This window comes from Halobellus sp. EA9, assembly GCF_051195055.1.
GTDB lineage: Archaea > Halobacteriota > Halobacteria > Halobacteriales > Haloferacaceae > Haloquadratum > Haloquadratum rubicundus.
In genome coordinates this window covers 83,741-109,941 of record NZ_JBNTJW010000007.1, presented here as the reverse complement: position 1 = coordinate 109,941, position 26,201 = coordinate 83,741, and the positions used below count along the sequence as shown (strand labels likewise).

The window sequence follows — 26,201 nt, the reverse complement described above, 5'->3', positions numbered from 1 at the left end:
GGGGGCGCCGCCGATGAACTCCGACGACGGGGGGCCGGAGCGGCACTCCCTGGCCGACCTCGTGGAACTGCTGGAGCGAGAACGCCCGCTCTCTCCGCCCTCGGAAGCGGAGCCGGACCCGGACCTCTGGGCGGACCCGGAACTGGACGCCGCGACCGACGCCTCTCACGACGACCGCGAACCGCCGGACGACGACCCCGATCCCGCACAGGCGGACGCCCTCGAAGCCGACTCGGCGGACGCCCGCTCCGATCCGTCAGAGGATCCGGACCCGACTGCCGTCCCCACCGACCGATCTGGCGACGAACGCCCGTCGCTGGGTGACCTCGCCGACCGCGTCTCCCGACTGGGAGGGTCGGCGGGACGCGACGGATCGGAGTCGGCCGGAGCGTCAGCCGGAGCGACCCGATCCAAGCGAGCCGAGGGATCCGACCGCGTCGACGCGGATTTCTCTGCCCCGACGCGCGGTCTCGGGCGCGAGACGGTGCGGGACCTCGTCGGTGACTCTCCGAACGTGCTCCTGGTCGGCCCGGAGTCCTGCACCGCGGACCAGCACCTCTGTACGCAGTTCCTCTCGCCCGCCGCATCCGAAGGCGACGCGGTCAATCTCCTCCTCGTCACCTACGGGCAGTCGGCCGCCGAGCGCGCCGAGGCCGTCGCCGGCGACCTGGCGGGCCAGCCGGAGCGCACGGCGATCGTCAGCCTCGGCGGCTCCGACCGGGCGCGGACGACGGTTTCGGCGCCGGGGTCCGAGGCGACGATCCCCGTCAAGTCCGTCCCCAATCAGGGCGATCTGATGAAGCTCGGATTCGCGATCACGAAGTACCTCTCGGAGTGGGAGTCGTCGTCGGCTCGGACGCTCGTGTGCTTCCACTCGCTGACCGACGCGCTCCAGGCGGTCTCCGACCCGCGGCTCGTGCTTCGGTTCCTGCACGTCCTCCAACACCAGATCGAGGCCGCGGACGCGCGGGCCCACTTCCACCTGGATCCCGAGGCCCACCCCTCACAGCTGATTCTGACGTTCACGTCGCTGTTCGACACCGTCCTTCGGTTCGATCGCGACGGGAGCGTCTCGCTCGATCGGTGATAGGTAATCAGTAATTAGTAATCGGCTATCGGTGATCAGTAATCGGCCATCGATAATCTCGGTTCGACAGTCTCGGGGCCCACACTCCCGATCTGCCGCGCCACTCGCTACTCCGCGTCGGGCGGCAACTCCGGCAGCACCGTCTTTCTCTTTGGGTCCTCTCTCGGCCGCTGTTCGTCGGCCTCGGCGCCCTCACCGCCGCTGGCGACCGTGAGCACGTCCGATCCGAACCACCAGCCCGCGTGCGGCTCGATCCCGTCGAACGGCTCCGCGCAGTGCGGGCAGGCCGGCGTCGATAACAGCGCCAGCCGGACGGTCGAACCGCACGCCTCGCAGTCCGCCCGCTCGACGCCGAGCCGGTTCGCGCGCTCTTTCAGTTCGCCCAGCGCCGCTTCGGCCTCGACGTGGTCCCCGAGGGCGGCCAGCTCCGAACGGACGGCCGCGAGCGCGTCGTCGTGGCCGTGCTGGCTCTCGATCAGGCGGCGCAGCACGGTCCGGGAGTTCCCGAACTCGGTGTTGACGTGGGCGTCGAGGGAGTCGAGCCGGGAGCGGTCCGCCGTCCGCGCCGCGTCGAACTGCTCGGCCAGCGCCGTCACCTCCTCTCGGGAGTCGGACTGCGCCGCCGCCAGCGCGGCTTCGACGTCCGACAGCCGCGCCTGGAGGTGCGACAGCTCCGCCCGAAGCGCGTCGGCGTCGGGTCCGGACGGTTCCTCCGTCCCGCGGTCGTTCGTCCCGCGGTGGATCGTCCGTTCGGCGTCCCGCGGCCTCGATCTCTCCGGCGTCGGCTCGGCGTTTCGGTCGCCGCTTTCCGCCCGTCGAAACAGCGTCGACTCGCTGCCGACGCGCTCGACCAATCCGAAGATCTCGTTGAGCGTCCAGTACGCCGAGACCAACTGCTCGAACGCCTCCTCGGTACTCAGATCCGTCTCCGCGGCCAACTGCTCCATCCAGTCTTCGAACGCGCCCGTGGCGTTGGGCGAACTGGACTGGTCTCTGTAATCGTCACTCACGGGTGTTCGACTTCCACCGACCGTTCGTCAGATGTCGTATTAAATCTACGTTACCCGCCCGCGCCGGACCGTCTCACGGCGCGTCGGCTCGCTCGGACCCCGACTCCCGAAACCATCTTATGTCCTTCTCGCGTTATTTATGTAAACATAGCTGGACTGTCGGAGCGCCGTCCGCTCGTCCGCTCGGCGGACACCGCGACCGTCCCGCCGGCCAGTAATCTCCTCGTATGCCGATCACCACCCACAGCCGTTCTGTCGCCCCCGACACCGAGCGACGGCCGCCGGAGCCGGAGTCGCGCGGTCGATGACGCCCCGTCGCGCGGCCGAATACGCCCTCGTCGGCGTCCTGTTGCTCGTGATCGGCTCGCTCGTCCTCGGGCAGGCGACCGGCCAGCCGGTGCTCTTCAGCTACGTCGAGACCGGGAGCATGGAGCCGATGCTCCGCCCGAACGACGGCTTCGTCGCGATCCCGATGGCCGTCGCGGGCCCGGTCCGCACCGGCGACGTGATCGTCTTCGACGCGGTGAACCTCAACGGCGGCGACCTGGTCACCCACCGGGTCGTCGGCGAGACCGACGGGGGCTACATCACGAAGGGCGACGCCAACCCAGTGACCGACCAGGACAGCGCCGAGCCGCCGGTCCAGGACGCCCAGATCGTCGCGAAGGCGCTCCAGGTGGGCGGTCGGATCGTCGTCGTGCCGCAGCTCGGCGTCGTCGTCGTCACCATCAACGACGGCCTCTCGGGCATCCAACGGAGCCTCGCGACCCTGTTCGGGACGCGCGCGCTCTTGGGCAGTCAGGGCCTCGCGTACATCCTCTTCGGCTTCGGCATCGTGACGTACGTCCTCACGGACCTCCTCGGTCGGAAGTCCGGCCCGACGCGGACGCGGCGGACGTCGCGATCGGGCATCGACGACGGACGGGCGATGGGCCGCGTCTACGTCCTCGCGCTCACCGCCTGCCTGCTCATCCTCGTGACCGGGAGTATGACCGTCCCGGCCGGCCCCCAGTCGTTCGACATCGTCAGCTCGAGCCAGGACGCGCCGGGGATCCGCGTCGTCGCCTCGGGGACCTCCGAGACGGTCCGGTACCTCGTCCCCTCGAACGGACTGCTCCCCGTCGTGGTGTTCCTCGAACCCGCGACCGAGGGCATCGCCGCCCAGCCGTCGACCGTGTACGTCTCGTCCAACAGCGTCCGCGAGAGCATCGTCACGGTGACCGCGCCGCCGTCGACGGGCTACTACCAGCGCACGCTCGTCGAGCACCGCTACCTGGCCGTGCTGCCGACGAGCACGATCGAGGCGCTCTACCGGATCCACCCGTGGCTCCCCATCGTCGCCATCGACGCGCTCCTCGGCGCCGGCGTGGCCTCGCTCGGCCTGTCGACGCTGTACGGGACCCGGCGGGTCCGCTCGCGGGACCTCCCGCTTCGCGAGCGGCTGTATCGGTTCTTCAAATAGTGGCAGCGGCGTCGGCGTCGGGGGGCCGCTACATGTTGAACCACGACGTCATCGCGCTCTCGTCGGTGGCGTAGTAGTACACGATGTCGTCGGTGACGACGGTGTAGACGTCGGGCTCGGGGTCGTGGAGCACGCGGTTGTTCGAGTCGATCGCGATGTCGACGAGGCCTTCGAGGCTCGTGGTCCGGACGTACTTTCGGTCCGGGTCGGTCGGGATCTCGCTCGTGGTGATCCACTCCTTGAAGCGCGCCCGGTCCATCCGGAGTTCGATCGCCTCGACGTCGATGTCCTCCCGCCGCACGTACGCGACGCCGCCGGCGGAGGCGAACGCCGACAGCGTCAAGAGCCCGAGCAGCCCCACGAGCGCCATGTTCGACTCGCCCGCGACGGTCCGGGTCACCGGCCGGGAGTGGGTCCGCGTCGCCGACAGCGGCGATTCGATCCAGTAGGCCCGCTCGGAGACCACCACGGGACTGGAGGCGGTCAGGCTCCCGGTGTACGCGCCCGTGTCGTAGGTGACGTTCAGTTCGAGCCGCGTCTCGAAGCCGCCGATGGTGCCGAGAGTCCCGCGGTTCCGCCGCACCTCGTCTTCTATCGCGGACATGTTCACCGTCGCGCTCGTCGCGGCGCTCCCCTCCCTGGTGGTCGTTTCCCCCTCCGTGATCACGCGGCTCGACGTCCAGAACGGCCGGTCGCCTCGTGTCGCCGTCTGGACGAGCGCGAGCCGCTGGGTGACCCGAACGTCCGTCCCCGAGGGGACGGCCACGCGCGTCTCGACGGTCAGATTCGGCGTGGCCGCCATCAGGTACGCGGGCTGGTCGACCAGCCGCTGGCCGTTCCGGTAGAAGGTGGTGTTGCCGGTCACGACGGCGCTGGTCCGCACGTCGGCGCTGACCTGCTGGACCTCGGTCTGCTCTGTGACCCGCTCCGTCGGCGGGGTCGCGTACACGTAGCCCGCCCCCGCGGCCGCGAGGACCCCCAGTACGAGAAGCGCGAAGAACAGATACCGCCCGTAGTAACCGATCAGCCGCTTCGCCCGCAGTTCTGCCGACATTCCTGCACTTCGGTAGCACCCGCCGACGTATAGCTATTCGCGTCGGATCGGCCCGCTGTGAGGTCTGTCCGATCGCGAGTGGCCGTCACGGAGTGACGCCCGGCGGTAACGCCCGAGGGGTTCGGTATCATAGTAATTACTCTCGTCTCTTCCCGCCGAACGCCGTTACCGGGGGTGGCGTTCGGCGGTAAACAGTGAGAGTAATCACTATCAGTCGTCGTCCGCGGCGGACTCGCCGCCCGCGCTCGGCCGGCCGAGGGGGTACCGGAACGGGTCGGACCGGACCGTCGCCCGCTCGACGCACTCGGCGCCCGCCTCGTCGGTGACGCGGACCCGGACGGTGTAGGTCGCATCCGGCGGGAGGGCGGCCGACTCGTCGAGGGTGACGTACACCTTCGTCCCCTCGTAGGTGCGCCCGCCGCCGATCGTCCCCGACTCCATCCCGATCCGGCGGCCCGAGGGGTCGCGGACCTCCACGGAGATCTCGTCGAGGTCGTCGCCGCGGTCCCGCACCGCCAGCCGCTCGATCACCACGCGGGCCGCGACGACGTCGATCGACGGCGACTCGAACGCCGTGATCTCGGGTGGGTGCCGCCGCACGGCCGCGACGATCCACCCCGAGAGGGCGTCGCGGGCGAGCACGAGCAGGAGCAACAGGAGTCCGAGCAGGAGCCACCCGAGCCCGCTCACGGGGACCTGCTGGAGTTCGACCGAGGGGAGCGACCGGCCCACGGTGACCGTCTCGATCGTCTCCCCGCTGGCGCCGAATTCGTCCGCGGCGACGACCGTGATCGTCTCGGTGCCGGCGGGGAAGCGCCGCTCGACTACCCGGCCGGTGGCGGTCGTCCCGTCGGAGAACTCCCAGGTAACGGTGACGTTGCCGTACTCGTCGACGACGTCGGCGACGAGCGTGACCGTCTCGTTCGGCCAGATCACCGGCGGCCGCTGGACCGCGACCCCGGGGACGTCGTTGACGAGGATCCGGTACGTGGCCGCGTCGGTCAGCCCGAAGGCGTCGGTGACGGTAAGCGTCGTCTCGTAGATCCCGACGGCGTCGAACGAGGGCTCGATCTGGCGGCCGGTGAACGGCTCGTCGTAGGTCTCGACGGTCCACTCGTAGCTGACGCTGTTGTCGGCGAAGACGGCGAACTCCGAGAAGCCCGGCGTGTAGGCGCTGAGGACGACGTACTCCGGCGTCTCCTCGACGACCTCGGTCTCCAGCAGCTGCCAGCCGCCGCTGCCGCGGGCGATCGTCGCGTTCGCGGGGTCGGTCTCGCCGAAGCGCTCACGCGGGACGCGGAGCTGGAGGATCGCAGAGCGGTTCTCGTACTCCGGCGGGACCGTGATCTCGACGCGGTGGATCATCCGGAGGTTGTCGTCGATCGACTCCTTGGAGCCGAAGAGCGAGTGGCTCCCGACGAGCAGGATGGGATCGCGGACGAGCGTCAGCGTGTCTGCGCCCTTCAAGTCGATCTGCGCTTCCGAAGTCCCCTCGCCCGAGATCGTCAGCGAGATGTCGTCGCCGAAGTCGATCCGCTCGGCGTTCTCGCCGATCTCCCTCCCCTGGGCGATGGCCGCCTCCGGCCCGTCGCGGCCGCCGACGTCGGGCGCCGGCACCCCGAGGTCCTGGACGTTGATGAGGTCCGCGAGGTCTCCGTTCTCCTCGCCGGGGAAGGTGATCGTGGTGTCGCCCTTCCGGACGACCGTCTCGGGGCCGTCGTCGTCCTCGTCGCCCTCGTCGTCCGGGTCGTCGTCGCCGTCGCCGTCGATGCCCCCGTCGCCGTCCGGCCCGTCGTCGCCGGGCTCGGTCTGGGGCTCGCCCTCGGGCGCGGTGAGCACGAACTGCGAGAAGCCCGGCGGGTCGACGAAGAAGACGTACGCGGTGGCCGTCTCGTCGATCAGCTCGGGGTTCAGGCGGTTCCACCGACCGTCGGCGTAGCGGTAGATCCGGAGGTCCTCGGGGTCGACGTCGGCGGGGAGCGCGCTCTTCTTGACCGAGTAGGTGAACTCCGTCAGGTCCAGCCGCTCGTTCGGGATAGTGTGTTCCAGCCCGAAGTGCTGGGTGACGGCGCGGCCCGCCTCCGGCTCGTACTGGACGCCGCCGACGACGCCGGGCGCGGTGTCGTGGTGGACGAAGTGCATGTCGAAGGTGACCTTCTCCCCGGATTTGGACCGGGGCGCGACGCTGACGGTCGTGATCGTCGCCTGCTTCTCGCGCGTCCTCGGCACCGACACGTCGACGGTCAGGCCGACGCCCGGCGGGACGTCGTTGGCGTCGAGTTCGGCGCTGGCGGCGTCCGGGAGCGTTACGGGCCGGCTCCAGGACTCCTCGTCGCTGTCGACGCCGGGGTCGTTCTCGGCGAGCTGCTGGACGCGGATCCGCCAGCCGGTGTTGGACATCCAGATGTCGATCTGCTCCTGGTCGGCGTCGCTCAGGATCCGCAGTTGGGCGGTCTTGATCCCGACCGACTGCGGCGTGTAGCGGACCGTGACCCGCTCGGTCTCGCCGGGGGCGATCTCGAAGGGCGCCTCGCCCTCGAGGATCTCGAAGGATCCCGAGGAGCCGGAGACGAACCGCACGTCGGTCACGCGGACCGGAATCTTCGGGTCGCCGGGGTTCGAGAGCGTGATGTTCAGCGTCTTCGAGCCGCCGACGGTGACGTCCCCGAAGTCGAGGTGGTCCGTGCTCACGTCGATGTGCGGCGGGAGCCCGGTGCCCGAGACGCCGACCCGGGCGGTCGGCTCGTTCGGATCGTTGCTCTCGAAGCGCACGCCCGCCGTGAACGCGCCGTCGTCGGTCGGCTCGAATCGGACGGTGACCGTCTCGCTGGCGCCGACGTCGAGCGTGAGCGGCGTCCCGAGGTCGGACGTCACGGCGAACATCTCGCGGCCGCCGCCGACGACGGCGACGTCGGTGATGGTGAGCGGGGCGGTCCCGCGGTTCTCGACGGTGAACGTCGCGGTCGCGTTCAGCCCGCGGCCGATCGGCTCGAAGGCGACCGTCCCGGTCGGGACCGCGATGTCGGGCGCGAGGCCCCGCCCGGCGAGGTCGACGCGGAGCGGGCTGTCGTCGGCGTCGGTCTCGACCGCGAGCGTCGCCGCTTGGGACCCCCCGGCCGTCGGCTCGAACGCCGCCACGAGGACGTGCCGCGCGCCCGGCGCGAGGGTCACCGGCGCGCCGCCGTCGTCGGCCGCGAACGCGGCCGCGTCGGTCCCCTCGACACTGACGCCTCGGATGGTCACGGGCGCGGAGCCGGTGTTCGCGACCGTCACGGCGGTCCGCTCGCGGTCGCCGACGCGGACGTCGCCGAAGTCGACGTCGCGGGTCCCGATCACCGACAGCGACTGGATCGTTCCCTCCCCGCGCAGCGTCACGGTCGCCGTCGCCGCGTTCGGGTCGTTCGTGCCGAGCCGGAGCGTCGCGGTCGCGTCGCCTTCGGCCTCCGGCGCGAACCGGATCGGGATCGTCGCCGAGCCGCCCGGCGCGATCGTCGGGAGCGCGCCCAGCTCGCTCTCGAAGGCGGCCGCGTCGTCGCCGACGATCGCGAGGTCGCGGAGCACGAGCGGCTCGCCGCCGGTGTTCCGGACCGTGACGTCGACGACCGCGCTCGTGCCGAGCGGGACCTCGTCGGCGTCGACCGAGTCGGGCACGTCGATCTGGGCGCTCGTCGTCGGGTCGATCGTCTCGACGTTGAGGATGAGCTTCGTCACGAGCGTGCTCTCGGGCGCGACGCCGGGGCTCCGGGTGTCGATTCGCACGCTCATCAGGAGCTCTTCGCCCGGGACGAGGGTGACGTTCCGCTCGGCGCCGACGGGCTGGCCGCTCGCCGCGGAGTAGAACGTCACTGCCTCCACGTTCGTCTGCGTGATCCAGACGCGGACCGAGGAGTTCCCGGTGTTCGTCACGGTGAAGACGCCGTCGATCACGGTGACGGCGTCGGGGTTGACGCCGTGTTCGGTGATGTTCAGCGTGAGCTCGTTGCTCGCGTCGATCCGCGCGTACTCGCCGTTCGAGCCCGTCGCGGGCGCGAGCACGACCGACCCGTCGGGGCCGACGGCGTCGAACTGATTGACGACGATGGCGCCCGTGGGCACGACCAACAAGAGCAGCACGCCGGCGACCGCCGCGACCTGGTGGAGCGACAGCGAGGCGAGTATCGACGACGCCGACCGACTCATTCGATGCTCCGGCGAGTGGGGGTCCCGGAGCGCCCGCTACGGACGGTTGCGGGGTCTCGAAGAGCGATGGAATCGGTGTGCGTCATCGGGTGTATGAACGGATTTGCCGCAGTGTTTCGTCTATTTCGCGTATCGGAACGCGCCCCGGAGAGATACCGTTTTCGTCCCCGGCCGAAGACGGGCTACGACTAGACGGCGTCAGCCTTGATCTCGATCGTCTCGATGAGGAAGTCCTCGTCATCCACGTCCAGACCGGCGGTGTCGACGTAGATGCTGACGGTCACGGTCTCACCGCTGTCCAGGTAGTAGTCGCCGTCCTCGAAGGCGCTCGTGGTGGCCTTCTCGCCGTCCACGCTGACGTTGTAGAACGTCACCGCGTCGGGGTGATCGCCCGTGTCGTTGATGGAGATCGAGACGTTCTGGGTCCCCTGGTTCGTGATGGTGAAGACGTCCTGGATGTCGGTCTGGGCCTCTATGTTCACGCCGCTACCGATGCTTTCGCCGAAGGTGATCTGGAACAGCCCGTTTTCCTCTGCCGCGTACGCGCCACCGTTCGAGCCGCTCGTGGGATTGAGCGCCAGCAGCGCCGAGCTGTCGCCGGCGACGCTGACTTCGGCCGTCCGATCGGCGGACACGGTGGTGAACGCCCCCGTCGCGGTGACGACTCCGAGCGCCGCGACGATCGTGACCAGTGCGAGTAACTTTCCTTTTGGGAGTTTCATGTGTTTTCGTCTCCGTGCCCGCCACAGCCGTCTCGGCCAGGGACCGGGCTCGTTTCTCTCAACGATCTATAGGGTCTTTGTAAGACCGCTCTAACGCCGCGTTAGGGCGTCCTACCGCCAGATTCCGCCGATTTCGGGTGTTTTCGGACGTTCGCCGAGGTCCGGACGCCCGTCCGAACACCCGTATGAGGGGTGTAGTGGCCGTTTCCGACCGTTGGAGACCTTCCCGCTAATCGAATAATGGGACGTTATCGCGCCTCAGCGGCAAGATTTCCCCGGGTAGGGGGGGCTAACTAAATAGCTATCACGCCTTCTGTCCCCTACATATGGCCGGTCCCAAACTCATCTCTCTCGCCGTTGTCGTCGTGGCCATCGGTCTGGTCACTGGGAGCGGCGCGTTCACCACGGTCGCCGCCGACCGCACGGCGTCGGTCGGCATCGCCGGCGACGCGAACGCGCTGGTGCAGCTGACGCCCCACAGCGGGCCGAACGGCGCCTACGCGCCGGTCTCTCAGGGTATGATCCAGCTCGAACTGGACGCCATCCCGGCCGACGCCGAGACCACCATCCCCGGGGTGTTCAACGTCACGAATCAGGGGACTCAGCCGGTCGCGGTCTGGGTGACGGAGGGCGACGGCGGCGCGCCGCGGGTCACCTTCTACAATCCGACCTTCGGCGGGGGCGCGGCCACCACCGCCCTGCGGTGTGAAAACGGCGTGAAGTCGATCGAGACTGAGGAGAACGCCGTCCGGCTGGCGCCGGGCGAGACGCTCGTCGTGAGCCTCCAGATCGACTCCACCGGGCTCACCGCGGCCGACGAGACGCTCCTCGACTCGCTTTCCATCCACGCGAGCGCGACCGTCGAGGGCACTGACGCCCCGACCACCAGCGTCGTCTGCGGCGACGGCGACTCGGGGTCCGGATCGGGCGACGGCTCGGGTGACGGAAGCGGCGACGGCGGCTCCGGCTCCGGCGACGCCGACGGCGACGGCATCGACGACAGCACCGAGGCCGCCATCGGCACCGACCCGAACGACGCCGACTCCGACGGCGACGGCATCAGCGACGGGATCGAGACCACCCGCGGCGCCAGCGCCGACGGCCTCGCGCCCGGCTGGGAGGTCGACTCCGACGGCGACGGCGTCATCGACGCCCTCGACCTCGACAGCGACGGCGACGGCCTCGGGGACGCCGCCGAGGGCACCGACGACGGCGACGGCGACGGCGTCGACAACTACCGCGACACCGACAGCGACGGCGACCGCGTCGGCGACGCGACGGATCCGTACCCGTACGACCCCGGCCCGCAGGGCGGGCTGGCGTACGCCGACGACGACGACGACCTCGTCTACGACGCGGGCGAAGAGACCTACACCGCGGGCGAGCTCGAAGACTTCAACGACCGGGTCAACCTCGTGATCCCCAGGGACGTCGCCGGCGGGGCGCTCCAGGCGTCGTCGATTAGGCTCCACGCGGTCAAGGTCACGTCGTCGATCGACCTCACCGCGACGGGCGGAAGCGTCGAGATCCTCGCCAACGGCAACGGGAACGACGACAACGCCGTCACCGTCGACGGCACGGCGATCACCGCCAACGGCGCCGTGCGGCTCCACGGGAGCGCGATCAGCGCGGCCGACGCGACGCTCGTCTCCCAGGGCGGCGCCGTCGAACTCCTCGCCAACGGCAACGGGAACGACGGCAATCCGATCACCGTCGACGACGCGACGGTCACGGCGCTCCACGCCGTGAAGCTCCACGCCGGCGCGATCAGTGCGGACGGGGCCACCGTCACCTCGCAGGGCGGATCGGTCAAGCTTCTCGCCAACGACAACGGCGACGCCGACATCGACGCCGACGGCGCGACCCTCTCTGCCCTCCACGCCGTGAAGCTCCACGGCGAGGCGCTCGGCCTCCTCGACGCCGACGTCACCTCTCAGGGCAGTTCCGTCGAACTCTTCGCCGACCGCAACGGCGGCGGCGACTTCGACGCCGCGGGCGCGACGGTGACCGCCCACGGGAAGATCGAACTCAAGGTAGACGACCGCGCCGACCTCGGCGACTCGGCCACCCGCGAGGCCCGCTTCGATGCGGGAACGGATCTCCGTCTCACGTTCTCGTCGTCGGGCGCGACGCTTCGCGTCGCCGGCGTCGAGATCGCCGACCGCGACGACACCCTCGCGCTGAGCGGCAACACGAACGGCCTCACGGTCCAGGGCTCGCCGCAGTCCGGGAGCGTCCAGTGAGGCGCGGCCGCGGCGGTGAGGCGCCGTGACCCCGGGTAAGCCCCTCGCGGTCGCGGTCGTGCTCGTCGCCTTCGCGCTCCTGGCGGTCCCCTCGGGCGGCTTCGGCGTCATCGACGAGGTCCGGGACGCCCGCGTCGGCGTCGCGGCCCCCGACCGAGCGGTCGTCAGCATCGAGCCGGCCGCCGAAGTGCCGGTCCGCTGCTCGGCGCCGCTCGTCACCGTCCGAAACAACGGGGCCCAGTCCGCGACCGTCACCGTCCGGCTCACCGAGTCCGGCGGCGGATCGCTCCTGGCTCCGAACGGCGCCGACCGCGGCACCGAGTACGTCTTCGATCTCGACTCCGGCGACAGCCGGACGGTCTCTGTCGTCGGCGTCCGGTCCGGCGCCGACGCCGTCGACGTCACCGTGACCGCCGAACTGGACGGCGGCCTGGTCGTCACCGCCAGCGAGCGCGTGCCGACGTACGTCGACGAGTCCGGCGGCGACGGCGACGGCGATGACGGTGATGACGACGATGACGACGATGACGACGACTACGACGACAACGACGATGGAGACGACCACGACGACAACGACGATGACGACGGCGCCTGCTGAGGCCGCCCCCTCCCCGCTCCCATCGGATGGATCGACAGATCCGAGTGCCCGAGGGCCCTCCGATCGACGACCCCGACGATGAAGGCCGTCATTCTCGCCGCGGGCGAAGGCACGCGGCTCCGCCCGCGGACCGCGGAGATACCGAAGCCGCTCGTGGAGGTCGCCGGCGCGCCGATCCTCACCCGCTGCTTCGAGACGGTGCGCGACCTGGGGGTCGACGAGGCGGTCGTGGTCGTCGGCTACGAGAAGGAGGCGATCGTCGACCGCTATGGGGACGCCTACCGCGACCTCGACCTCCGATACGCCCACCAGGAAGAGCGCACCGGGCTGGCGCACGCCGTCCTCGCGGCGGCGGACCAGGTCGACGCCGACTTCGCGGTTCTGAACGGCGACAACGTCTACGCCGGGAATCTCGATACGGTGCTCCGCCGACACCGAGAGACGGACGCAGATCTCACCGTCCCGGTCCACGAGGTCTCGCGTGAGACCGCGAGAGCGGGCGCCGTGTGCGAACTCGACGAAGACGGAACCGTCACCGGATTCGTGGAGAAGCCCGACGATCCGCCGTCGCGGTACGCCCCGGCCGCGTTCTACGTCCTCCCGCCGGCGGTCTTCCACGCGTGCCGGCTCGTCAGGCCCTCCTCGCGCGGCGAGTACGAACTGGCCGACGCGATCGATCTGCTCGTTCGCGCCGGATACAGGGTCGAGACGGTCCCGTTCGAGGGCCGGAAGGTGAACGTCAACACCGAAGCGGACGTCGAGCGCGCGGAGCGACTGCTCGACAGAATCGACTGATCGTCGTCTCTATATGAATATCCGAATCTGAACGACCTCGATATTCGCGTATTTCCACGCGAATGAAAATCGAATTATGCTATTTATTGGGTGATGTTCAATACGATCTTATGGCGACCGACTTCCAGCCGATTCAGGGCGCGCGAATGGACGACTCGGCGGTCGATCGACTGCTCGAAGAGCGCGGGTACGGCGTGCTCTCGATGGCCGACGGGGAGCGGGCCTACGGGATTCCGCTCTCGTTCGGCTACGATGGCGACGACCGGCTCTACTTCGTGTTCGTCGGCTACTCGGAGCAGTGGAAGAAGATGACCTACGCCGACGAGTCGGCGGTGGTGAGCTTCCTCGTCCTCGACGTCGACGCCGATAGGGGGTGGCGGAGCGCCATCGTCTCCGGGCCGTTCGAGCGCATCTCCGCCGACGAGTGGGACGCCGCGCGCGAGGCGATGGCCGACAACGCGTTCCGGCCCGAGCTCCTCACCGAGGTCGACGTCCGGGAGAATCCCCAGGTCTGGGCGCTCGACGTCGAGGAGAAGACCGGGCGGGCGGTCGGGACGGAGTGACGATTCCTGATTTCGTCAGTTTCGCGCCGCAACGCGTCCGCTCGGCGCCGAGACGCCTCGCGGGGATTGCGGCTCAAAAAGCGCCGGGACAGGGATTTGAACCCTGGATCCCAGAGGGAACACGCTTTCCAGGCGTGCGCCTTACCACTCGGCCATCCCGGCTCGGTCAGAACTACCCTACTGCGCCGTTTAAGTCCTTCCTTTCGTCGCAAGTCGCGGCTCGGCGACGTACGCGATCGCCGTGACCACGGCACCGACCAGGAGCGCGAGGAGGGCCCCCGAGAGGAGATCGAGACCGAGCGATCCCGCGACCAGTCGGTACGCCTGCACGAGGACCAGGAACGCCAACGCGCCCACGAGCCCCCAGAGGAGCGCCGATCTCGTTCGGGTCACGCCAGCACCTCGACCTCGTAGCCCGCCTCGCGGAGCGCCGAGAGGAGCTCGTCGATGTGGTCGTGGCCGCGGGTCTCGATGTCGATCTCGACGTCCGCTTCGTCCATCGCGACGTCGCGGGAGGTCCGGTCGTGCTGGATCGCGTAGATGTTCGCGCGCCGCTCGGAGATGATCTCGACGAGGTCATCGAGCGCGCCCGGGCGGTCGCGCAGCACGGTCCGGATCTTCAGGTACCGTCCCGTCTCGACGAGGCCGCGCACGAGCACGGTCGTCAGCTGATTCGTGTCGATGTTGCCGCCGCAGAGCGCCGGGACGATCGTCTCGCCGTCCTCGTAGTCGAACGCCTCGAAGAGGACTGCCGCCAGCGGGACCGCCCCGGCGCCCTCGACGAGCGTCTTCGAGCGTTCGAGGAGGTAGGTCAGCGCCACCGCGGTCTCCTCGTCGGTAACGGTCACGACCTCGTCGACGCGCTCTTTGATCACGGCGAAGGGCTTCTCGCCGACCTTCCGGGTGGCGATCCCGTCGGCGATCGTGTTCACGGCGTCGAGCTCGTGGATCTCGCCCGTCTCGAAGGACTGCGGGAGCGACGCCGCGCCCTCCACCTGAACGCCGACCACGCGGATCTCGGGGTCGATGGCCTTCACCGCCGTGGCGATGCCCGCGATGAGCCCGCCGCCGCCGACGGGCACGACCACGGTGCCGACCTCGGGGCAGTCCTCGACGATCTCCAGGCCGATCGTCCCCTGGCCGGCCATCACCGTCTCGTCGTCGAACGCGTGGACGTAGGTCCGGCCCTCCTCGCGTTCGATCTCGTGGGCCCGCGCCTGCGCCTCGTCGTAGTCCGCGCCGTGGAGCACCGCCTCGCCGCCGTAGCGCTCGGTCGCCTCGATCTTCGAGATCGGCGCGTGCTCGGGCATCACGATCTTCGAGTCCACGCCCGCGCGGGTGGCCGCGAGCGCGACCCCCTGGGCGTGGTTGCCCGCGCTCGCGGTGACGACGCCGGCCTCGCGCTCGGCCTCCGAGAGCGTCGCGATCCGGTTCGTCGCCCCGCGGAGCTTGAACGCGCCGGTCCGCTGGAACGTCTCCAGTTTCAGGTGGACGTCCGCGCCCGTCATCTCCGAGAACGAGAACGAGTACAGAAGCGGCGTCCGCCGGACCGCGTCCGCGATCCGGTCGCGCGCCGCTTCGACGTCGGCGAGAGAGAGCATACGCCCGAAGTTTCCCGTCGTCGTGCCTAATACTGTCGGACCACGGGCTCGGCCCTGTCGCGTCGCTCAGAGGGGATAAAGGGGGAAGGGGGGGGAATGCACGCGTGTGACGTGCAGTTACCTATGCAGCCGCGAGGTACATAAATATCCCCCACGCGAGGCGAAAGTGAAATCGCCCGACAGCGGCGACGCAACTGCCGCTGTCTGACGATTGTCTGCCGGACGTCTGTCCTCCGTCTGCTCTCTCAACACGGTCCGACCTCCTCACGGTGCTGCGATCACAGCGCGAACTGTCGGCGTTCGTGGATCGCTGGCGGCGCTCGGATCTGCCGCTCGTTCGGCTTCGTTCGGTTTGCAGTGGCGAGTAAGACGACCGTTGATACGCGCGGAAAAAACGAGGGAGCGACGTTACCGTTCGTCGAGCGGCGGGAACGTCTGGTCCTTGAGACCGACGTAACGGGCCCGCGGGCGGATCAGGCGGTTGTCCTCGTACTGTTCGAGCACGTGCGCGATCCAGCCGGCGACGCGGGACATCGCGAAGATGGGGGTGTAGATGTCGATCGGGATCCCCATCTGGTAGTACGTCGACGCCGAGTAGAAGTCGACGTTCGGAGCGAGGCCCTTCTCCTCGGTGATGTAGTCCTCGATCGCGACCGAGTAGTCGTACCACTTGGTGTCGCCCGCGGCCTCCGCGAGCGCCTTGGACTTCTCGCCGAGGATCTTCGCGCGGGGATCCTTGACGTTGTAGACGCGGTGGCCGAACCCGGGGACGCGCCGGCCCTCCTCTAGTGCGGTCTCGACCCACGCGGTGGGGTCCATCTCGCTCTCGTCGACCTCCTTCAGCATCCGCATCACGTTGGCGTTGGCGCCGCCGTGGAGCGATCCCGCGAGCGTGCCGACCGCTGAGGTGACGGCGCTGTGGAGGTCCGAGAGGGTTGAGGCGGTCACCATCGCCGAAAACGTCGAGGCGTTGAGTCCGTGGTCGGCGTGGAGGACGAGCGCCATATCGAACGTCTCCGCGAGGACGTCGTCGGGCTCTTCGTCGTTGAGCATGTACAGGAAGTTCGCGGCGTGGCTCAGATCCTCGCGGGGCTCGACCGGCTCTTTGCCCTTCCGGAGGCGCTCGAACGCGGCGAGGGCGGTCGGGATCTTGGCCGTGATCCGGCAGGCCATCCGGAGGTTCGCGTCGATGTCGGTGACGTCCTCGTGGTCGGCGTCCTCGTCGTAGGCCGACAGCGACGAGACGATGGTCCGGAGCGCCGCCATCGGGACCTCGTCGGCCGCGGCGAGCTTCTCGATCTCGGAGAGCACCTCGTCTTCGAGCTCGCGCCGCTCGGCCATCCACGACTCGAAGTCGGCGAGCTCCTCGGCGTCGGGGAGTTCGTCGTGCCAGAGCAGATAGACGACTTCCTCGTAGGACGCCTCGCGGGCCAGGTCCTCGATCGGGTACCCACGGTAGACCAGCTTGCCGGCGTCGCCGTCGATGTAGCTCAACTCCGACTCGGCGACGAGGACGCCTTCCAGCCCGCGCTCCAGGTCGTCTGACATACCTGTGCGATTCCCGGTCACGTGAAAAAAGCGTTACCGTTTACGGGTGATTCTGGTCCCCCCGGCCGTCTCGACCACCAAGCGTTTTTGTCACCCGCGGCGAACGGCGAGGTATGGATCTCCAAGACGTCGAGTACGAGCCGGTCAGCGTCAAGGAGGTGCTCGCAGAGATGAAAGACACCGCCGAGCTGCTCATCGACCTCTCGTACTCGGCCGTCCTGAACGGGAGCGACGACATCGCCCGCGAGGTCCTCGAACTCGAAGGCCGGATGGACATCCTCCAGCTCCAGGGGCGGATGAGTCTCCTGATGTCGGCCCGAAGCCCCGAAGACGCCGAGCAGTTGGCGCCGGTCCTCGGCGTGATCGGCGCCGCAGAGAAGATCTCGAACGCCGCCGGCGACATCGCGAAGGTGGTCCTCGAAGACATCGGGATGCCCGACGCCATCAGAGCGTCGCTCCCCGAGGCGGTCGAGGCGCTCGTGCGCGCGACCGTGGCCGAGGAATCGCCGTACGTCGGGCGGACGCTCCTCGACATCAATATGGAGACCGAGACCGGCGTCCGGGTCATCGCGATCCGCCGTGAGTCGGCGACGGGCAAGCGCCGGTGGCTGACGAACCCCGGCCCCGACAGCCAACTGCAGGCCGGCGACTCGCTCCTCCTCCGCGGCCCGCACGACGGCGTCGCGACGGTCTACGAGACCGCCACCGGAACGCCGTACGAGCCGCCGGCGGTGGCCGAGCCGCCGATCGAGGACCTCGAACGCGCCGTCGACTCGATCACGCTGATGAAGGACATGAGCGAGCTCGCGGTCGACCTCGCCTACGGCGCGATGCTGTTCGACAGCGAGGGCGTCGCCGAGGAGGTTAAGGAGCTCGAAGCCGAGGTTGATGCCCTGAAGTCCCGGTTCGAGGCGTGGACGCTCCGCGCGGCGGGCCGCGTCGAGGACCCGGTCCAGCTCCGCGGCCTGGTCCACCTCGCGTCGGCGACGGAGGTCATCTCCGATGCGGCCTTAGAGATCAGCGAGGGCGTCTACCGCGGGATCGACGCGCACCCGGTCGTCGCCGCCGCCGTCGAGGAGTCCGACGAGGTGATCGTCCGGCTCTCTGTCGCCCCGGACGCGCCGCTCTCGGGCACGACGCTCGGCGAGGAGATGGTGAAGACCGAGACGGGGATGCGGGTGATCGCCGTTCGGCGGGGCGGCGACGGCGCCGACGACAGCGGCGAGTGGGTCGTCCAGCCCGGCCCGACGACGGAGCTCCGCGGCGGCGACGTCATCATCGCCAAGGGGACCAGAGCCGGCGCCGGGCGGCTCAGCGAACTCGTCGGCGACGCTCGGGAGTTCGAGGGCTGACGGTCGAGGGGAGCGCGCGGCCGCTCACAGCTCCCGCGCCCGCCTGATCGCCTCGATCGCGGTCAGCGCCGACGTCACGAGCAGCGCCGTCGACGTGGCGAGGACGAACGCCAGGAGCAGGAACCACCCTTCCGGTCCGAGGACGGGGTATTCGCGCGTGCCGGCGAAGGGGCCGAACAGTTCGAGCACGCGGGCGAGGTACGCGGCGAGCGCGAGCGCGACGCCGACGCTGGCGCCGATCGCGGCGTTTCGCGGCACGCGAAGCGTATCGATCAGTCCCGCGCTGGGGGGTCGGTTCGGAACCTCGTCGCTCACGCGCGGTGGTAGCGACGCCGTCGGCAAAGCGCCGTCGGTTCCACCGCTCCCGGGACTCGACCGCGAGTAGCGAACAGCCGGCACTCCGCTCCCCCGCGCCGACGTGCCGGACACCCGCAGCCCGACGCGGGCCTTCCTCAGATCACGGGGCCGTTGGCCGCCCGATCGTATATAAACGTCCGGTCGGCGCTAAGGCCGTATACCGAACCCCTAAAGGCCGGTGCCTCCGACTGTGGAGTAATGACGACACTCGGCACGGCGAGTGCGGCCCCCGGCGAGATGGACACGGGCCGTCTCGAGGTCGGCGAAGCCCGCGACGGGACGACCGTGGCCCTCCCCTGTGCGGTCATCAACGGCGCGTTCGACGGCCAGACCCTCTATATGCAGGCGGCCTCCGACGGCGACGAACTCAACGGCGTCGGCGTCGTCAGCCGCGTCGTTCCGCAACTGGATCCCACGGAGCTCTCGGGGACGGTCCTGGTGGTCGGCATCGTCAACTACCACGCCTTCCAGGTGGCCGAGCACCGCAACCCGATCGACGACACGAAAATGAACCGCGCGTATCCTGGCGACGACAACGGGACGTCCTCCGAGCGGATCGCGGCGGCGACCTTCGACGCTGCCACCCGCGCGGATATCATTCTGGACCTCCACCAGGGCTCGACCTCGCGGATGATCGACGAGGTCCGCGTCCGCTGCGGGCGCCGCCACCGCCTCCACGACGAGTGCCTCCAGCTCGCGAAGACCTTCGGCTGCGGCTACGTGCTCGACCAGAAGGGCCCCGAGGGACAGCTCGCCCGCGCCGGCCCCGACGAGGGCATCCCGACGATCGACCCCGAACTCGGCGGCTGCGTCGGCTGGGACGAAGAGAGCATCCAGGCCGGCGTCGACGGCGTGTTCAACGTCCTGCGGGAGTACGGCTTCCTCTCCGGCTCGGCCTCTCCGGAGCGACAGACCCGCGCGAAGGGCTTCGACCAGTACGGCTCGCCCGCCGGCGGGCTCGTCCGCTTCGAGGCCGACCTGAGCGAGCGCGTCGGCGCGGGCGACCTCCTCTTCGAGATCACGGACCCCTTCGGCGAGCTGAAGGCCCGCGTCACGGCGAACAACAGCGGCGTCTTCTGGCGCACCCGCCGCCTGCCGCAGGTCGCGACCGGCGAGTACGTCTGCTCTGTCGGCACCAACGTCGACACCTACTGAGGCGCCCGAATGACCGACCCGCTTCCCTCTCTCGTGTGCTCGTCCTGCGGCCGCGAATACGACGCGCACGCCTGGCGCTGTGACTGCGGCGCGCCGCTGGACGTCGCCGCGCCGCCGACCGACCGCGCCGCCGACCCGCTCCCCGAGCGCCCGCCCGACTCGTGGATCGACACCCGCGCGGGCCTGTGGTCTTTCGAGCCCTTCCTCCCCGTCGACCGCCGCGTCTCGCTCGGCGAGGGGCTCACGCCGCTCGTCGACGCGCCCGAATGGGACGCCGAATTCAAACCGGAGTACGTCTTCCCGACGGGGTCGTTCAAGGACCGCGGCGCGACGGTGACGCTCTCGCTGGCGGACGCCCTCGGCGTCGAGCGGGTCGTCGAGGACTCCTCCGGCAACGCCGGCGCGGCCATCGCCACCTACGCGGCCCGCGCGGGCGTCGACGCCGAGATCTACGTCCCGGCGTCGATCAAGCCCGCCAAGCGCCGCGCGATCGAGCGGACGGGCGCGACGCCGGTCCCGATCGAGGGGAGCCGCGAGGACGTCACCGCCGCCTGCGTCGACGCCGTCGAAAACGGGGACGCCTGGTACGCCTCCCACGCGTGGAACCCCGCGTTCTTCGCCGGCACCGCGACCGTCGCCTACGAGATCTGCGCCCAGCGCGGCTGGACGGCGCCCGACGCCGTCGTGACCCCGCTCGGCCACGGGACGCTCTTTCTGGGCGCGTACCGCGGCTTCCGCGCGCTCGTCGACGCCGGCTGGATCGACTCCCTCCCCAAGATGCTCGGCGCCCAGGCCGCCGGCTACGCGCCCATCGCCGACGAACTGCACGGTCGGGACGGACAGAGGAACGACGTCGCCGACGGCATTCAGATCCGCGAGCCCGTGCGGCGGGACCAGATCCTCGACGCGATCGCGGACAGCGGCGGCGACGCCGTCGCCGTCCCCGAATTCGATACGGAAGACGCGCTCGCGGCCCTTCGGTCGCGTGGCTTCGACGTCGAGCCGACCTGCGCGGTCGCGCCCGCCGCGCTCGATACCTACCGCGAGCGCGGCGCCGTCGCGCCCGACGACGACGTCGTGGTCGCGCTCACGGGCAGCGGCCTGAAAATCCAGTGAGTCCGCGCTACCGCCGACGGCGCCTGCCGCTACCCTGCAACTGCTCGTCCCAGTCGATCCACTCCTGCTCCCAGCCGGTCTTCGCGAAGTAGCCGTCCGCCTCCTGGCGTTCGATGTCCTCTCTCACGGTCCGGTTCCGCGTCGGGCGACTGCCCTGCTCGCCCTCGACCAGGAGCGGCTTGAACGCCACCGGGCCGCGGCGGTCGATCACCTCGCCCGCGTCGTCGACGACGGCGAGCGACTGCTCGGGGCCGCCGAGTGGCAGGACGAGCCGGCCGCCCGGCGCGAGCTGGTCGACGAGCGACCTCGGCGGGTCTATGGCGGCCGCCTCCACGAGAATCCGGTCGAAGGGCGCGTACTCGGGGAGGCCGTCGGCGCCGTCGCGGGCGTCGACGAGGACGCCGCCGTAGCCCGCGGATTCGAGGTTCGAGCGCGCCGCGTACACCAGCCGGCGGTCGATGTCGACGGCGTGGACGCGCGTCTCGTCCAACATCTCTGCGAGCAGCGCGGCCGTGTAGCCGACGCCCGCGCCGACGACGAGCACGTCGCCGGTGGGGTCGCTGTCGTCGTTCTCGCCGCTCGCGTCGCCGACCGCCGGTCCGCCGTCGGCGACTACCTCCAGCGCCGTCAGGAGGCGCGCGACGGTCTCGGGCGCGAGCACCGTCGTGCCCGCCTGCTCCTCGGCCCGGTGCTGGTACGGCGCCTCGTCGACGAACGACTGCCGAGGGACCGTCCGCATCGCGAGCGCGACGGCGTCGTCGATCGACAGCCGCTCTTCGAGGCCGTCGACCATCTCCGCGCGCAGGTCCTCGGGGTCCATACCCGCCCTCGGGGCCGGGTCGTAATCAACGCCACGCTCCGCGGGGGAGGCCTCGGATTTCTAGCCCCGGATCCGGACGAACCGCACGCTCCCGTGCTCGGAGCGCTCGACCGTCCCGTCCTCGCGCTCGTCGAGGACGATCAGTTCCTGGTGGACGTCGCCGACGGGCGCGACGATCCGGCCGCCGCGGCGCACCTGCTCGCGGAGGGCGTCGGGCACGTCGGGAACGGCGCAGGTGACGTACGCGCCGTCGAACCTTGCCCGCTCGGCCCACCCCTCGCGGCCGTCGCCGACCCGAACCGACACGCGCTCGCCGTAGCCCAGCCGATCGAGCCGCGCTTCGGCTTCGGACGCCAACTCGGCGTCGTACTCGACCGTGTAGACGTGGCCGTCGGGGACGACCTCGGCGGTGACGGCGGCGTGGTAGCCGCAGCCGGTGCCGACCTCCAGGACCCGACCGTCGGGGTCGGGATCGAGGAGCTCCGTCATCAGCGCCATCATATGCGGCGCGCTCACGGTCTGGTCGTTCCCGATCGAGAGCGGGCGGTCGGCGTACGCCCGGGACCGACTCGCTTCGGGCACGAACTCGTGGCGCGGGACGGCGCCGATCGCGTCGGCGACGCGGTCGCTCTCGACGTATCCGCCCCGTCGCAGGCGTTCGACCAGCGACGCCCGCGCCTCGGCGTAGTCGTCGGCCATAGCGGCACTTCACGCCCCAGCGGGTCGACTCTTTCGCCGCCTGCGGAGAACAGCCGCTCGGTATTTCGCTTGCGGAGAACAGCCGCTCGGTATTCCGCCAGCGAGGTGCTAGATGCTACCAGGCCGACCAGGCCGTGGTGGTCTGGTCGGTGCCGTAGAGCCGCTTTACGTCCTTCGCGTAGACCATATCGCCCTCGTGGTCGAGCTTGCCGTGGCGGTACTCCGGCGCGTCCGAGCGAACCTGGATCGCCTTGATCTCGAACTCCTCGTCGCCGTAGGACTCGGTCTCGCCCACGACGAACTCGTGGTCGCCGGGGACCCGCAGGTCGAAGCTCCGGGAGTCCTCGCGGTCGCCGGTGCCCTCCTTGGGGTTGACGGTGACCTTCACGGCGACGTTGTCGACGGCGCGCGTCCAGAGCGTGTCGACGTCTTCGATCCTCGCCTCGTCTGCGCGCTGTTCCGGCCCGACCTCGATGCCGGTGATCCGGACCTGGAGGATGGCCTCCTCGCTGTCGACGATGAACTCCTCGCCGACGGCGACGGTCTCCGCGGGCGGCGCCTCAACGGTGGTCGCGAAGGACTCGCCGTCCTGGGAGACGATGACGTCGCGTTCGATCTCGGTCTCGGATTCGACCTGGACCTTGTGGACGTGGCCGCACTCCGTGCAGCGGACGGTGTGGTGGCCGCTGCCCTCCTTCAGTACCTCGTGGACCGTCGACTCGGCGGGCGAACAGGAGGGACAGTCGGCCGCGACGCGGTCCTGTGGCGTGCTCATACGGCCTCATAGCCCGTCGCGCCGTAAAAGTCCGCCCTTCCGGGCGTCGCGTGCCAGCGACTCCCTCGCCCGGCGCCGCCCCCGTCGTTCGCCTATCGCGGAAGCTCCACTTCCGCGCCGTCTCGCGGTTTCACCGCTCGACATTCGGGAGGTCTACGACCTCCTCGTCCGCATACACGGTCGGCTCCCGAATGATCCCGTCCAGATGCAGCGGCGCGTCGGTGTCGCCGCCGATCCCGGCGTCGTCGCCGATCGCGACGTGGACCGTCCCCGCGGCCTTCTCGTCGAGGAGGACCGAGCCCACTAGCTCCGTGACGCCGACGTTGGTGCCGATCCCCAGTTCCGCGAGGTTGTAGGCGTCCCGTCCCACCTCCTCGGCGGCGGTCTCGACCTGCGCGCGGATCTCGTCGTCCGAAATCTCGGTCACGTAGCCGTCCTCGACCTCGAAGCGGAGTTCCTCGCCATCGTCGAGGCGGCCGTGGGGTCGCATCGTTCCGTCGACGACGTAGGTGCCGTTGGCGTTCGTCGGCGAGACGAACACCTCGCCCGCGGGGAGGTTCGAGAAGTCGCCCGGCTGGTGGACGATGCCCGTGTCCGTGTTCCACTCGCGGCCGCCGGGCTCGAAGGTGACGTCGGTGCCGGCCGGCGTGGTCACGCGGATCTCCTCGGCGCCTTCGATATGCGCCAGCACCTCGCGGCAGTGCTCGGCGATGGCGTCGTAGTCGGCGTCCAGGCCCGTGAGGAACACGTCTTCGGTGATTCCCGGGAGCGTCGCCCCGCGGGCGCCCGCCTCGCAGGCGTTCCCGCGGGCGCGGGTGTGACTGATGCTCTTCGTCGTCGGCGCGAGGAACACGTCCGCTCCCGCCATCGCGTCGGCGACCGGGCCCGGCGGCTCCTCGCCGTGCTGGGCTCCGGGCGGGTACTGGAGGATCACGGTGTCGCCCGTGACCGCGCTCGCCGCCTCGTAGAGGGCCTCGCCGATGGGCCGGCGCTCGTCGTCGGTGACGACGACGCAGGACTCCGATTCGCCGAGTGCCATACACTGCTCGACCGCCGTCGTCGCGGCGGCCGCGAGTCCGTCGTTCGACATACCGTGGTGTGTGCGCTCCGCGGAGTTAGGGGTTCGCATCGAGGGGATCGGCCGCGCTCGGTCGACCGCCGGGAGCTTACTCGCGTCCGCGAAAATCCCCGGCGTTACTCGTCAGGGAATTAATTCCTCGCCCCGGCGCTCCGAAATAACTATGCGTCTGCTCGTCAGATTTCGCGGCAATGATACGAGTGGGTGTCAACGGCTACGGAACGATCGGGAAGCGGGTGGCCGACGCGGTCTCCGCCCAGCCCGATATGGAGGTCGCCGGCGTCGCCAAGACCCAACCGAACTTCGAGGCCCACACCGCCGTCGAGCGCGGCTATCCGATGTACGCGGCGATCCCCGAGCGCGCCCCGCTCTTCTCGGACGCGGGGATCGAGATCGCGGGCGTCGTCGACGAGCTGGTCGCCGACGCCGACGTGATGGTCGACGCCACGCCCTCCGGGATCGGTGCGGAGAACCGATCGCTGTACGCCTCCTACGACACGCCCGCGATCTTCCAGGGCGGCGAGGACGCCACGGTCGCCGAGACGAGCTTCAACGCCCGCTCGAACTACGAGGACGCCTACGGCGCCGACACGGTCCGCGTCGTCTCCTGTAACACGACTGGGCTCTCGCGCGTCGTCGCGCCGCTCGAAGAGGAGTACGGCGTCGAGAAGGTCCGCGCGACGCTCGTCCGCCGGGGCGGCGACCCGAGCCAGAACTCCCGCGGCCCGATCAACGACATCCTCCCGAACCCGATCGAGATCCCCTCCCACCACGGCCCGGACGTCAAGACGATCTTCCCCGACCTGGAGATCGACACGATGGGCCTGAAGGTGCCGGCGACGCTGATGCACGTCCACGCGCTCAACGTCACGCTCGAATCCGACGTGACCGCCGCGCACGTCCGCCAGCTCCTCGACAAGCAGACCCGGATCTACGTCATCCCCGAGGGGATGGGCCTCGACGGCGCCGGGAAGCTCAAGGACTTCGCGCTCGACGCCGGCCGGCCGCGCGGCGACCTCTGGGAAAACTGCCTGTGGGGCGAGTCGATCGCCACCGAGGGCCGCGACCTGTATCTCTTCCAGGCGATCCACCAGGAGTCCGACGTCGTCCCCGAGAACGTCGACGCCGTCCGCGCGGTGGCGGAGGCCGCCGACGCCGAGACCAGTATCGAGCGCACGAACGAGACGCTCGGCATCGGCCTCTCGGGCGACCCCTCCGGCTTCGGCGACGCCCAGGTCGAGGCCGAGGCGGCCGACGACTGACCTCGGAGCGTCCCGCGTTTTTTTCACTTACCTTCTGCGTCCACGCCCACGCCCACGTTTATCACCGCTCCCGGCGTGGCCGCCGGTATGTCAGCGAACGACCCGCCGTCCGAGCCCGGCGGCCCCGACGTGGGCGACGATCCGGCCGCCGCGGGCGACCCGGAAGCGGCCGCCGACTCGACAGACGAGATGGAGCGGCTCCTCGCGGAGTTCGACGCGCTCGCGGAGACGGTCGACTCCCCGGCCGAGCGCGAGCGCGTCCGATCGGCCCGCAGAGCGGCGGTCGTCGCCGCGCACGAGGCCGGCGCCTTCGGCCGCGTCATCCGCGGCTTCGACCGCGCCGACCTCGCGGAGGCGTTCCTCGGATCGGTGCTGTTCGGCATCCCGATGTTCGTCGAGGGCGGGACCAACGAGGTCGGCCACCACCTCGCGGCGCACCCGGTCTCGCTCGTCGGGACCGTCGTCGGCGCGGTCGGCCTCGTGGTCGGCATCCTCTACGTCGCCGACATCCAGGACGTCCGGATCCACGAGCCCTTCCTCGGCGTCGTCCCGCGGCGGCTCGTCGGCGTGCTCGGCGTCTCCGCCGTCACGGCCGTCGTCGTGATGACCGCGTGGGGGCGGGTCGACTGGGCGACGCCGATGCTGGCCCTGGCGGACGTGGTCGTCGCGTTCGCGCCGATGAGCGTCGGCGCCGCGCTCGGCGACATCCTACCGGGGTCGTGACC

23 protein-coding genes and 1 tRNA gene are annotated in these 26,201 nt (G+C 69.9%); 11 read left to right on the top strand and 13 right to left on the bottom strand.

Annotation, left to right across the window (positions count from 1 at the left end; all coding sequences use genetic code 11):
• Positions 1-13: 13 nt before the first annotated feature.
• Positions 14-1,087 (top strand): DUF7504 family protein, encoded by a 1,074-nt coding sequence (locus tag ACQUQ0_RS10665; protein WP_435185000.1) that lies wholly within the window; start codon positions 14-16, stop codon positions 1,085-1,087.
• 107 nt (positions 1,088-1,194) lie between these two features.
• Here the strand turns inward: ACQUQ0_RS10665 and ACQUQ0_RS10660 are convergent, their stop codons facing one another.
• Positions 1,195-2,097 (bottom strand): hypothetical protein, encoded by a 903-nt coding sequence (locus ACQUQ0_RS10660; RefSeq protein WP_435184999.1) that lies wholly within the window; start codon positions 2,095-2,097, stop codon positions 1,195-1,197.
• 304 nt (positions 2,098-2,401) lie between these two features.
• Between ACQUQ0_RS10660 and ACQUQ0_RS10655 the strand changes: the two genes are divergently transcribed.
• Entirely contained in the window at positions 2,402-3,559 is a 1,158-nt protein-coding gene (locus ACQUQ0_RS10655) for a signal peptidase I (protein WP_435184998.1), read from the top strand.
• Positions 3,560-3,587: 28 nt separating this feature from the next.
• Here ACQUQ0_RS10655 and ACQUQ0_RS10650 read toward each other — a convergent pair whose 3' ends face one another.
• The 3 genes from ACQUQ0_RS10650 to ACQUQ0_RS10640 all read right to left on the bottom strand — a co-directional run bounded on the left by ACQUQ0_RS10650 (position 3,588) and on the right by ACQUQ0_RS10640 (position 9,514).
• Complete coding sequence (locus ACQUQ0_RS10650; RefSeq protein WP_435184997.1) at positions 3,588-4,613, bottom strand: DUF5305 domain-containing protein; 1,026 nt, start codon at positions 4,611-4,613, stop codon at positions 3,588-3,590.
• 210 nt (positions 4,614-4,823) lie between these two features.
• Positions 4,824-8,792 carry a choice-of-anchor D domain-containing protein gene (locus ACQUQ0_RS10645; protein WP_435184996.1) on the bottom strand — a complete coding sequence of 1,323 codons (3,969 nt, stop codon included), beginning with the start codon at positions 8,790-8,792 and terminating at the stop codon, positions 4,824-4,826.
• Between the two features lie 188 nt (positions 8,793-8,980).
• Entirely contained in the window at positions 8,981-9,514 is a 534-nt protein-coding gene (locus ACQUQ0_RS10640; protein WP_435184995.1) for a DUF1102 domain-containing protein, read from the bottom strand.
• Between the two features lie 326 nt (positions 9,515-9,840).
• Here ACQUQ0_RS10640 and ACQUQ0_RS10635 point away from each other — a divergent pair, with 326 nt between their 5' ends.
• The 4 genes from ACQUQ0_RS10635 (at position 9,841) to ACQUQ0_RS10620 (ending at position 13,713) form a co-directional block, all read left to right on the top strand.
• Positions 9,841-11,757, top strand: a complete 1,917-nt coding sequence (locus ACQUQ0_RS10635) for a hypothetical protein (RefSeq protein ID WP_435184994.1) — start codon at positions 9,841-9,843, stop codon at positions 11,755-11,757.
• 25 nt (positions 11,758-11,782) lie between these two features.
• The gene (locus ACQUQ0_RS10630; RefSeq protein ID WP_435184993.1) at positions 11,783-12,355 is read left to right on the top strand and encodes a hypothetical protein; all 573 of its coding nucleotides are present in this window, start codon (positions 11,783-11,785) and stop codon (positions 12,353-12,355) included.
• 78 nt (positions 12,356-12,433) lie between these two features.
• Entirely contained in the window at positions 12,434-13,150 is a 717-nt protein-coding gene (locus tag ACQUQ0_RS10625; protein ID WP_435184992.1) for a sugar phosphate nucleotidyltransferase, read from the top strand.
• 110 nt (positions 13,151-13,260) lie between these two features.
• The gene (locus ACQUQ0_RS10620) at positions 13,261-13,713 is read left to right on the top strand and encodes a pyridoxamine 5'-phosphate oxidase family protein (protein ID WP_435184991.1); all 453 of its coding nucleotides are present in this window, start codon (positions 13,261-13,263) and stop codon (positions 13,711-13,713) included.
• Positions 13,714-13,794: 81 nt separating this feature from the next.
• Here the strand turns inward: ACQUQ0_RS10620 and ACQUQ0_RS10615 are convergent.
• The 4 genes from ACQUQ0_RS10615 to citZ form a co-directional block, all read right to left on the bottom strand.
• A tRNA-Ser gene (locus ACQUQ0_RS10615) sits at positions 13,795-13,875 on the bottom strand.
• A gap of 27 nt (positions 13,876-13,902) precedes the next feature.
• Positions 13,903-14,106, bottom strand: coding sequence for a hypothetical protein (locus ACQUQ0_RS10610; RefSeq protein ID WP_435184990.1), 204 nt, complete (start codon positions 14,104-14,106; stop codon positions 13,903-13,905).
• On the bottom strand, positions 14,103-15,314 hold the full coding sequence (gene ilvA, locus ACQUQ0_RS10605) for a threonine ammonia-lyase (protein ID WP_435184989.1): 1,212 nt from the start codon (positions 15,312-15,314) through the stop codon (positions 14,103-14,105). Before ilvA ends, ACQUQ0_RS10610 begins: the two co-directional genes overlap by 4 nt.
• Before the next feature lie 408 nt (positions 15,315-15,722).
• Positions 15,723-16,862 carry a citrate synthase gene (citZ, locus tag ACQUQ0_RS10600; protein WP_435184988.1) on the bottom strand — a complete coding sequence of 380 codons (1,140 nt, stop codon included), beginning with the start codon at positions 16,860-16,862 and terminating at the stop codon, positions 15,723-15,725.
• A 113-nt stretch (positions 16,863-16,975) separates the two neighbouring features.
• Here citZ and ACQUQ0_RS10595 point away from each other — a divergent pair, with 113 nt between their 5' ends.
• Positions 16,976-18,214: a potassium channel family protein gene (locus tag ACQUQ0_RS10595; RefSeq protein WP_435184987.1), complete on the top strand. Its 1,239-nt coding sequence runs from the start codon at positions 16,976-16,978 to the stop codon at positions 18,212-18,214.
• 24 nt (positions 18,215-18,238) lie between these two features.
• Here the strand turns inward: ACQUQ0_RS10595 and ACQUQ0_RS10590 are convergent, their stop codons facing one another.
• Positions 18,239-18,529: a DUF7536 family protein gene (locus ACQUQ0_RS10590; protein ID WP_435184986.1), complete on the bottom strand. Its 291-nt coding sequence runs from the start codon at positions 18,527-18,529 to the stop codon at positions 18,239-18,241.
• A 240-nt stretch (positions 18,530-18,769) separates the two neighbouring features.
• On the opposite strand from ACQUQ0_RS10590, the gene ACQUQ0_RS10585 reads away from it, so the two are divergent.
• Together ACQUQ0_RS10585 and ACQUQ0_RS10580 are read left to right on the top strand one after the other, a co-directional pair.
• Positions 18,770-19,726: a succinylglutamate desuccinylase/aspartoacylase family protein gene (locus ACQUQ0_RS10585; protein ID WP_435184985.1), complete on the top strand. Its 957-nt coding sequence runs from the start codon at positions 18,770-18,772 to the stop codon at positions 19,724-19,726.
• A gap of 9 nt (positions 19,727-19,735) precedes the next feature.
• Positions 19,736-20,842 (top strand): pyridoxal-phosphate dependent enzyme, encoded by a 1,107-nt coding sequence (locus ACQUQ0_RS10580; RefSeq protein WP_435184984.1) that lies wholly within the window; start codon positions 19,736-19,738, stop codon positions 20,840-20,842.
• Positions 20,843-20,849: 7 nt separating this feature from the next.
• Here ACQUQ0_RS10580 and ACQUQ0_RS10575 read toward each other — a convergent pair whose 3' ends face one another.
• From ACQUQ0_RS10575 to ACQUQ0_RS10560, 4 genes are all read right to left on the bottom strand, one after another.
• A complete protein-coding gene (locus ACQUQ0_RS10575) occupies positions 20,850-21,662 on the bottom strand; it encodes a protein-L-isoaspartate O-methyltransferase family protein (RefSeq protein WP_435184983.1) in 813 nt (270 codons plus the stop codon).
• 60 nt (positions 21,663-21,722) lie between these two features.
• A complete protein-coding gene (locus tag ACQUQ0_RS10570; protein ID WP_435184982.1) occupies positions 21,723-22,361 on the bottom strand; it encodes a protein-L-isoaspartate(D-aspartate) O-methyltransferase in 639 nt (212 codons plus the stop codon).
• A gap of 115 nt (positions 22,362-22,476) precedes the next feature.
• Positions 22,477-23,136, bottom strand: a complete 660-nt coding sequence (locus tag ACQUQ0_RS10565) for an HVO_0476 family zinc finger protein (protein ID WP_372387605.1) — start codon at positions 23,134-23,136, stop codon at positions 22,477-22,479.
• Between the two features lie 130 nt (positions 23,137-23,266).
• Positions 23,267-24,226 (bottom strand): aminopeptidase, encoded by a 960-nt coding sequence (locus ACQUQ0_RS10560; RefSeq protein ID WP_435184981.1) that lies wholly within the window; start codon positions 24,224-24,226, stop codon positions 23,267-23,269.
• 179 nt (positions 24,227-24,405) lie between these two features.
• Here ACQUQ0_RS10560 and ACQUQ0_RS10555 point away from each other — a divergent pair, with 179 nt between their 5' ends.
• Positions 24,406-25,476 carry a type II glyceraldehyde-3-phosphate dehydrogenase gene (locus ACQUQ0_RS10555; RefSeq protein ID WP_435184980.1) on the top strand — a complete coding sequence of 357 codons (1,071 nt, stop codon included), beginning with the start codon at positions 24,406-24,408 and terminating at the stop codon, positions 25,474-25,476.
• Between the two features lie 87 nt (positions 25,477-25,563).
• Complete coding sequence (locus ACQUQ0_RS10550; protein WP_435184979.1) at positions 25,564-26,199, top strand: DUF2391 family protein; 636 nt, start codon at positions 25,564-25,566, stop codon at positions 26,197-26,199.
• Positions 26,200-26,201: the final 2 nt, after the last annotated feature.

Excerpts from the sequence above, each read along its gene's own strand:
- ACQUQ0_RS10665 (WP_435185000.1), top strand. The coding sequence starts at position 14 with ATGAACTCCGACGACGGGGGGCCGGAGCGGCACTCCCTGGCCGACCTC.
- ACQUQ0_RS10655 (WP_435184998.1), top strand. The coding sequence starts at position 2,402 with ATGACGCCCCGTCGCGCGGCCGAATACGCCCTCGTCGGCGTCCTGTTG.
- ACQUQ0_RS10650 (WP_435184997.1), bottom strand. The coding sequence starts at position 4,613 with ATGTCGGCAGAACTGCGGGCGAAGCGGCTGATCGGTTACTACGGGCGG.
- ACQUQ0_RS10645 (WP_435184996.1), bottom strand. The coding sequence starts at position 8,792 with ATGAGTCGGTCGGCGTCGTCGATACTCGCCTCGCTGTCGCTCCACCAG.
- ACQUQ0_RS10640 (WP_435184995.1), bottom strand. The coding sequence starts at position 9,514 with ATGAAACTCCCAAAAGGAAAGTTACTCGCACTGGTCACGATCGTCGCG.
- ACQUQ0_RS10635 (WP_435184994.1), top strand. The coding sequence starts at position 9,841 with ATGGCCGGTCCCAAACTCATCTCTCTCGCCGTTGTCGTCGTGGCCATC.
- ACQUQ0_RS10625 (WP_435184992.1), top strand. The coding sequence starts at position 12,434 with ATGAAGGCCGTCATTCTCGCCGCGGGCGAAGGCACGCGGCTCCGCCCG.
- ACQUQ0_RS10620 (WP_435184991.1), top strand. The coding sequence starts at position 13,261 with ATGGCGACCGACTTCCAGCCGATTCAGGGCGCGCGAATGGACGACTCG.
- ilvA (WP_435184989.1), bottom strand. The coding sequence starts at position 15,314 with ATGCTCTCTCTCGCCGACGTCGAAGCGGCGCGCGACCGGATCGCGGAC.
- citZ (WP_435184988.1), bottom strand. The coding sequence starts at position 16,862 with ATGTCAGACGACCTGGAGCGCGGGCTGGAAGGCGTCCTCGTCGCCGAG.
- ACQUQ0_RS10595 (WP_435184987.1), top strand. The coding sequence starts at position 16,976 with ATGGATCTCCAAGACGTCGAGTACGAGCCGGTCAGCGTCAAGGAGGTG.
- ACQUQ0_RS10585 (WP_435184985.1), top strand. The coding sequence starts at position 18,770 with ATGACGACACTCGGCACGGCGAGTGCGGCCCCCGGCGAGATGGACACG.
- ACQUQ0_RS10580 (WP_435184984.1), top strand. The coding sequence starts at position 19,736 with ATGACCGACCCGCTTCCCTCTCTCGTGTGCTCGTCCTGCGGCCGCGAA.
- ACQUQ0_RS10575 (WP_435184983.1), bottom strand. The coding sequence starts at position 21,662 with ATGGACCCCGAGGACCTGCGCGCGGAGATGGTCGACGGCCTCGAAGAG.
- ACQUQ0_RS10570 (WP_435184982.1), bottom strand. The coding sequence starts at position 22,361 with ATGGCCGACGACTACGCCGAGGCGCGGGCGTCGCTGGTCGAACGCCTG.
- ACQUQ0_RS10565 (WP_372387605.1), bottom strand. The coding sequence starts at position 23,136 with ATGAGCACGCCACAGGACCGCGTCGCGGCCGACTGTCCCTCCTGTTCG.
- ACQUQ0_RS10560 (WP_435184981.1), bottom strand. The coding sequence starts at position 24,226 with ATGTCGAACGACGGACTCGCGGCCGCCGCGACGACGGCGGTCGAGCAG.
- ACQUQ0_RS10555 (WP_435184980.1), top strand. The coding sequence starts at position 24,406 with ATGATACGAGTGGGTGTCAACGGCTACGGAACGATCGGGAAGCGGGTG.
- ACQUQ0_RS10550 (WP_435184979.1), top strand. The coding sequence starts at position 25,564 with ATGTCAGCGAACGACCCGCCGTCCGAGCCCGGCGGCCCCGACGTGGGC.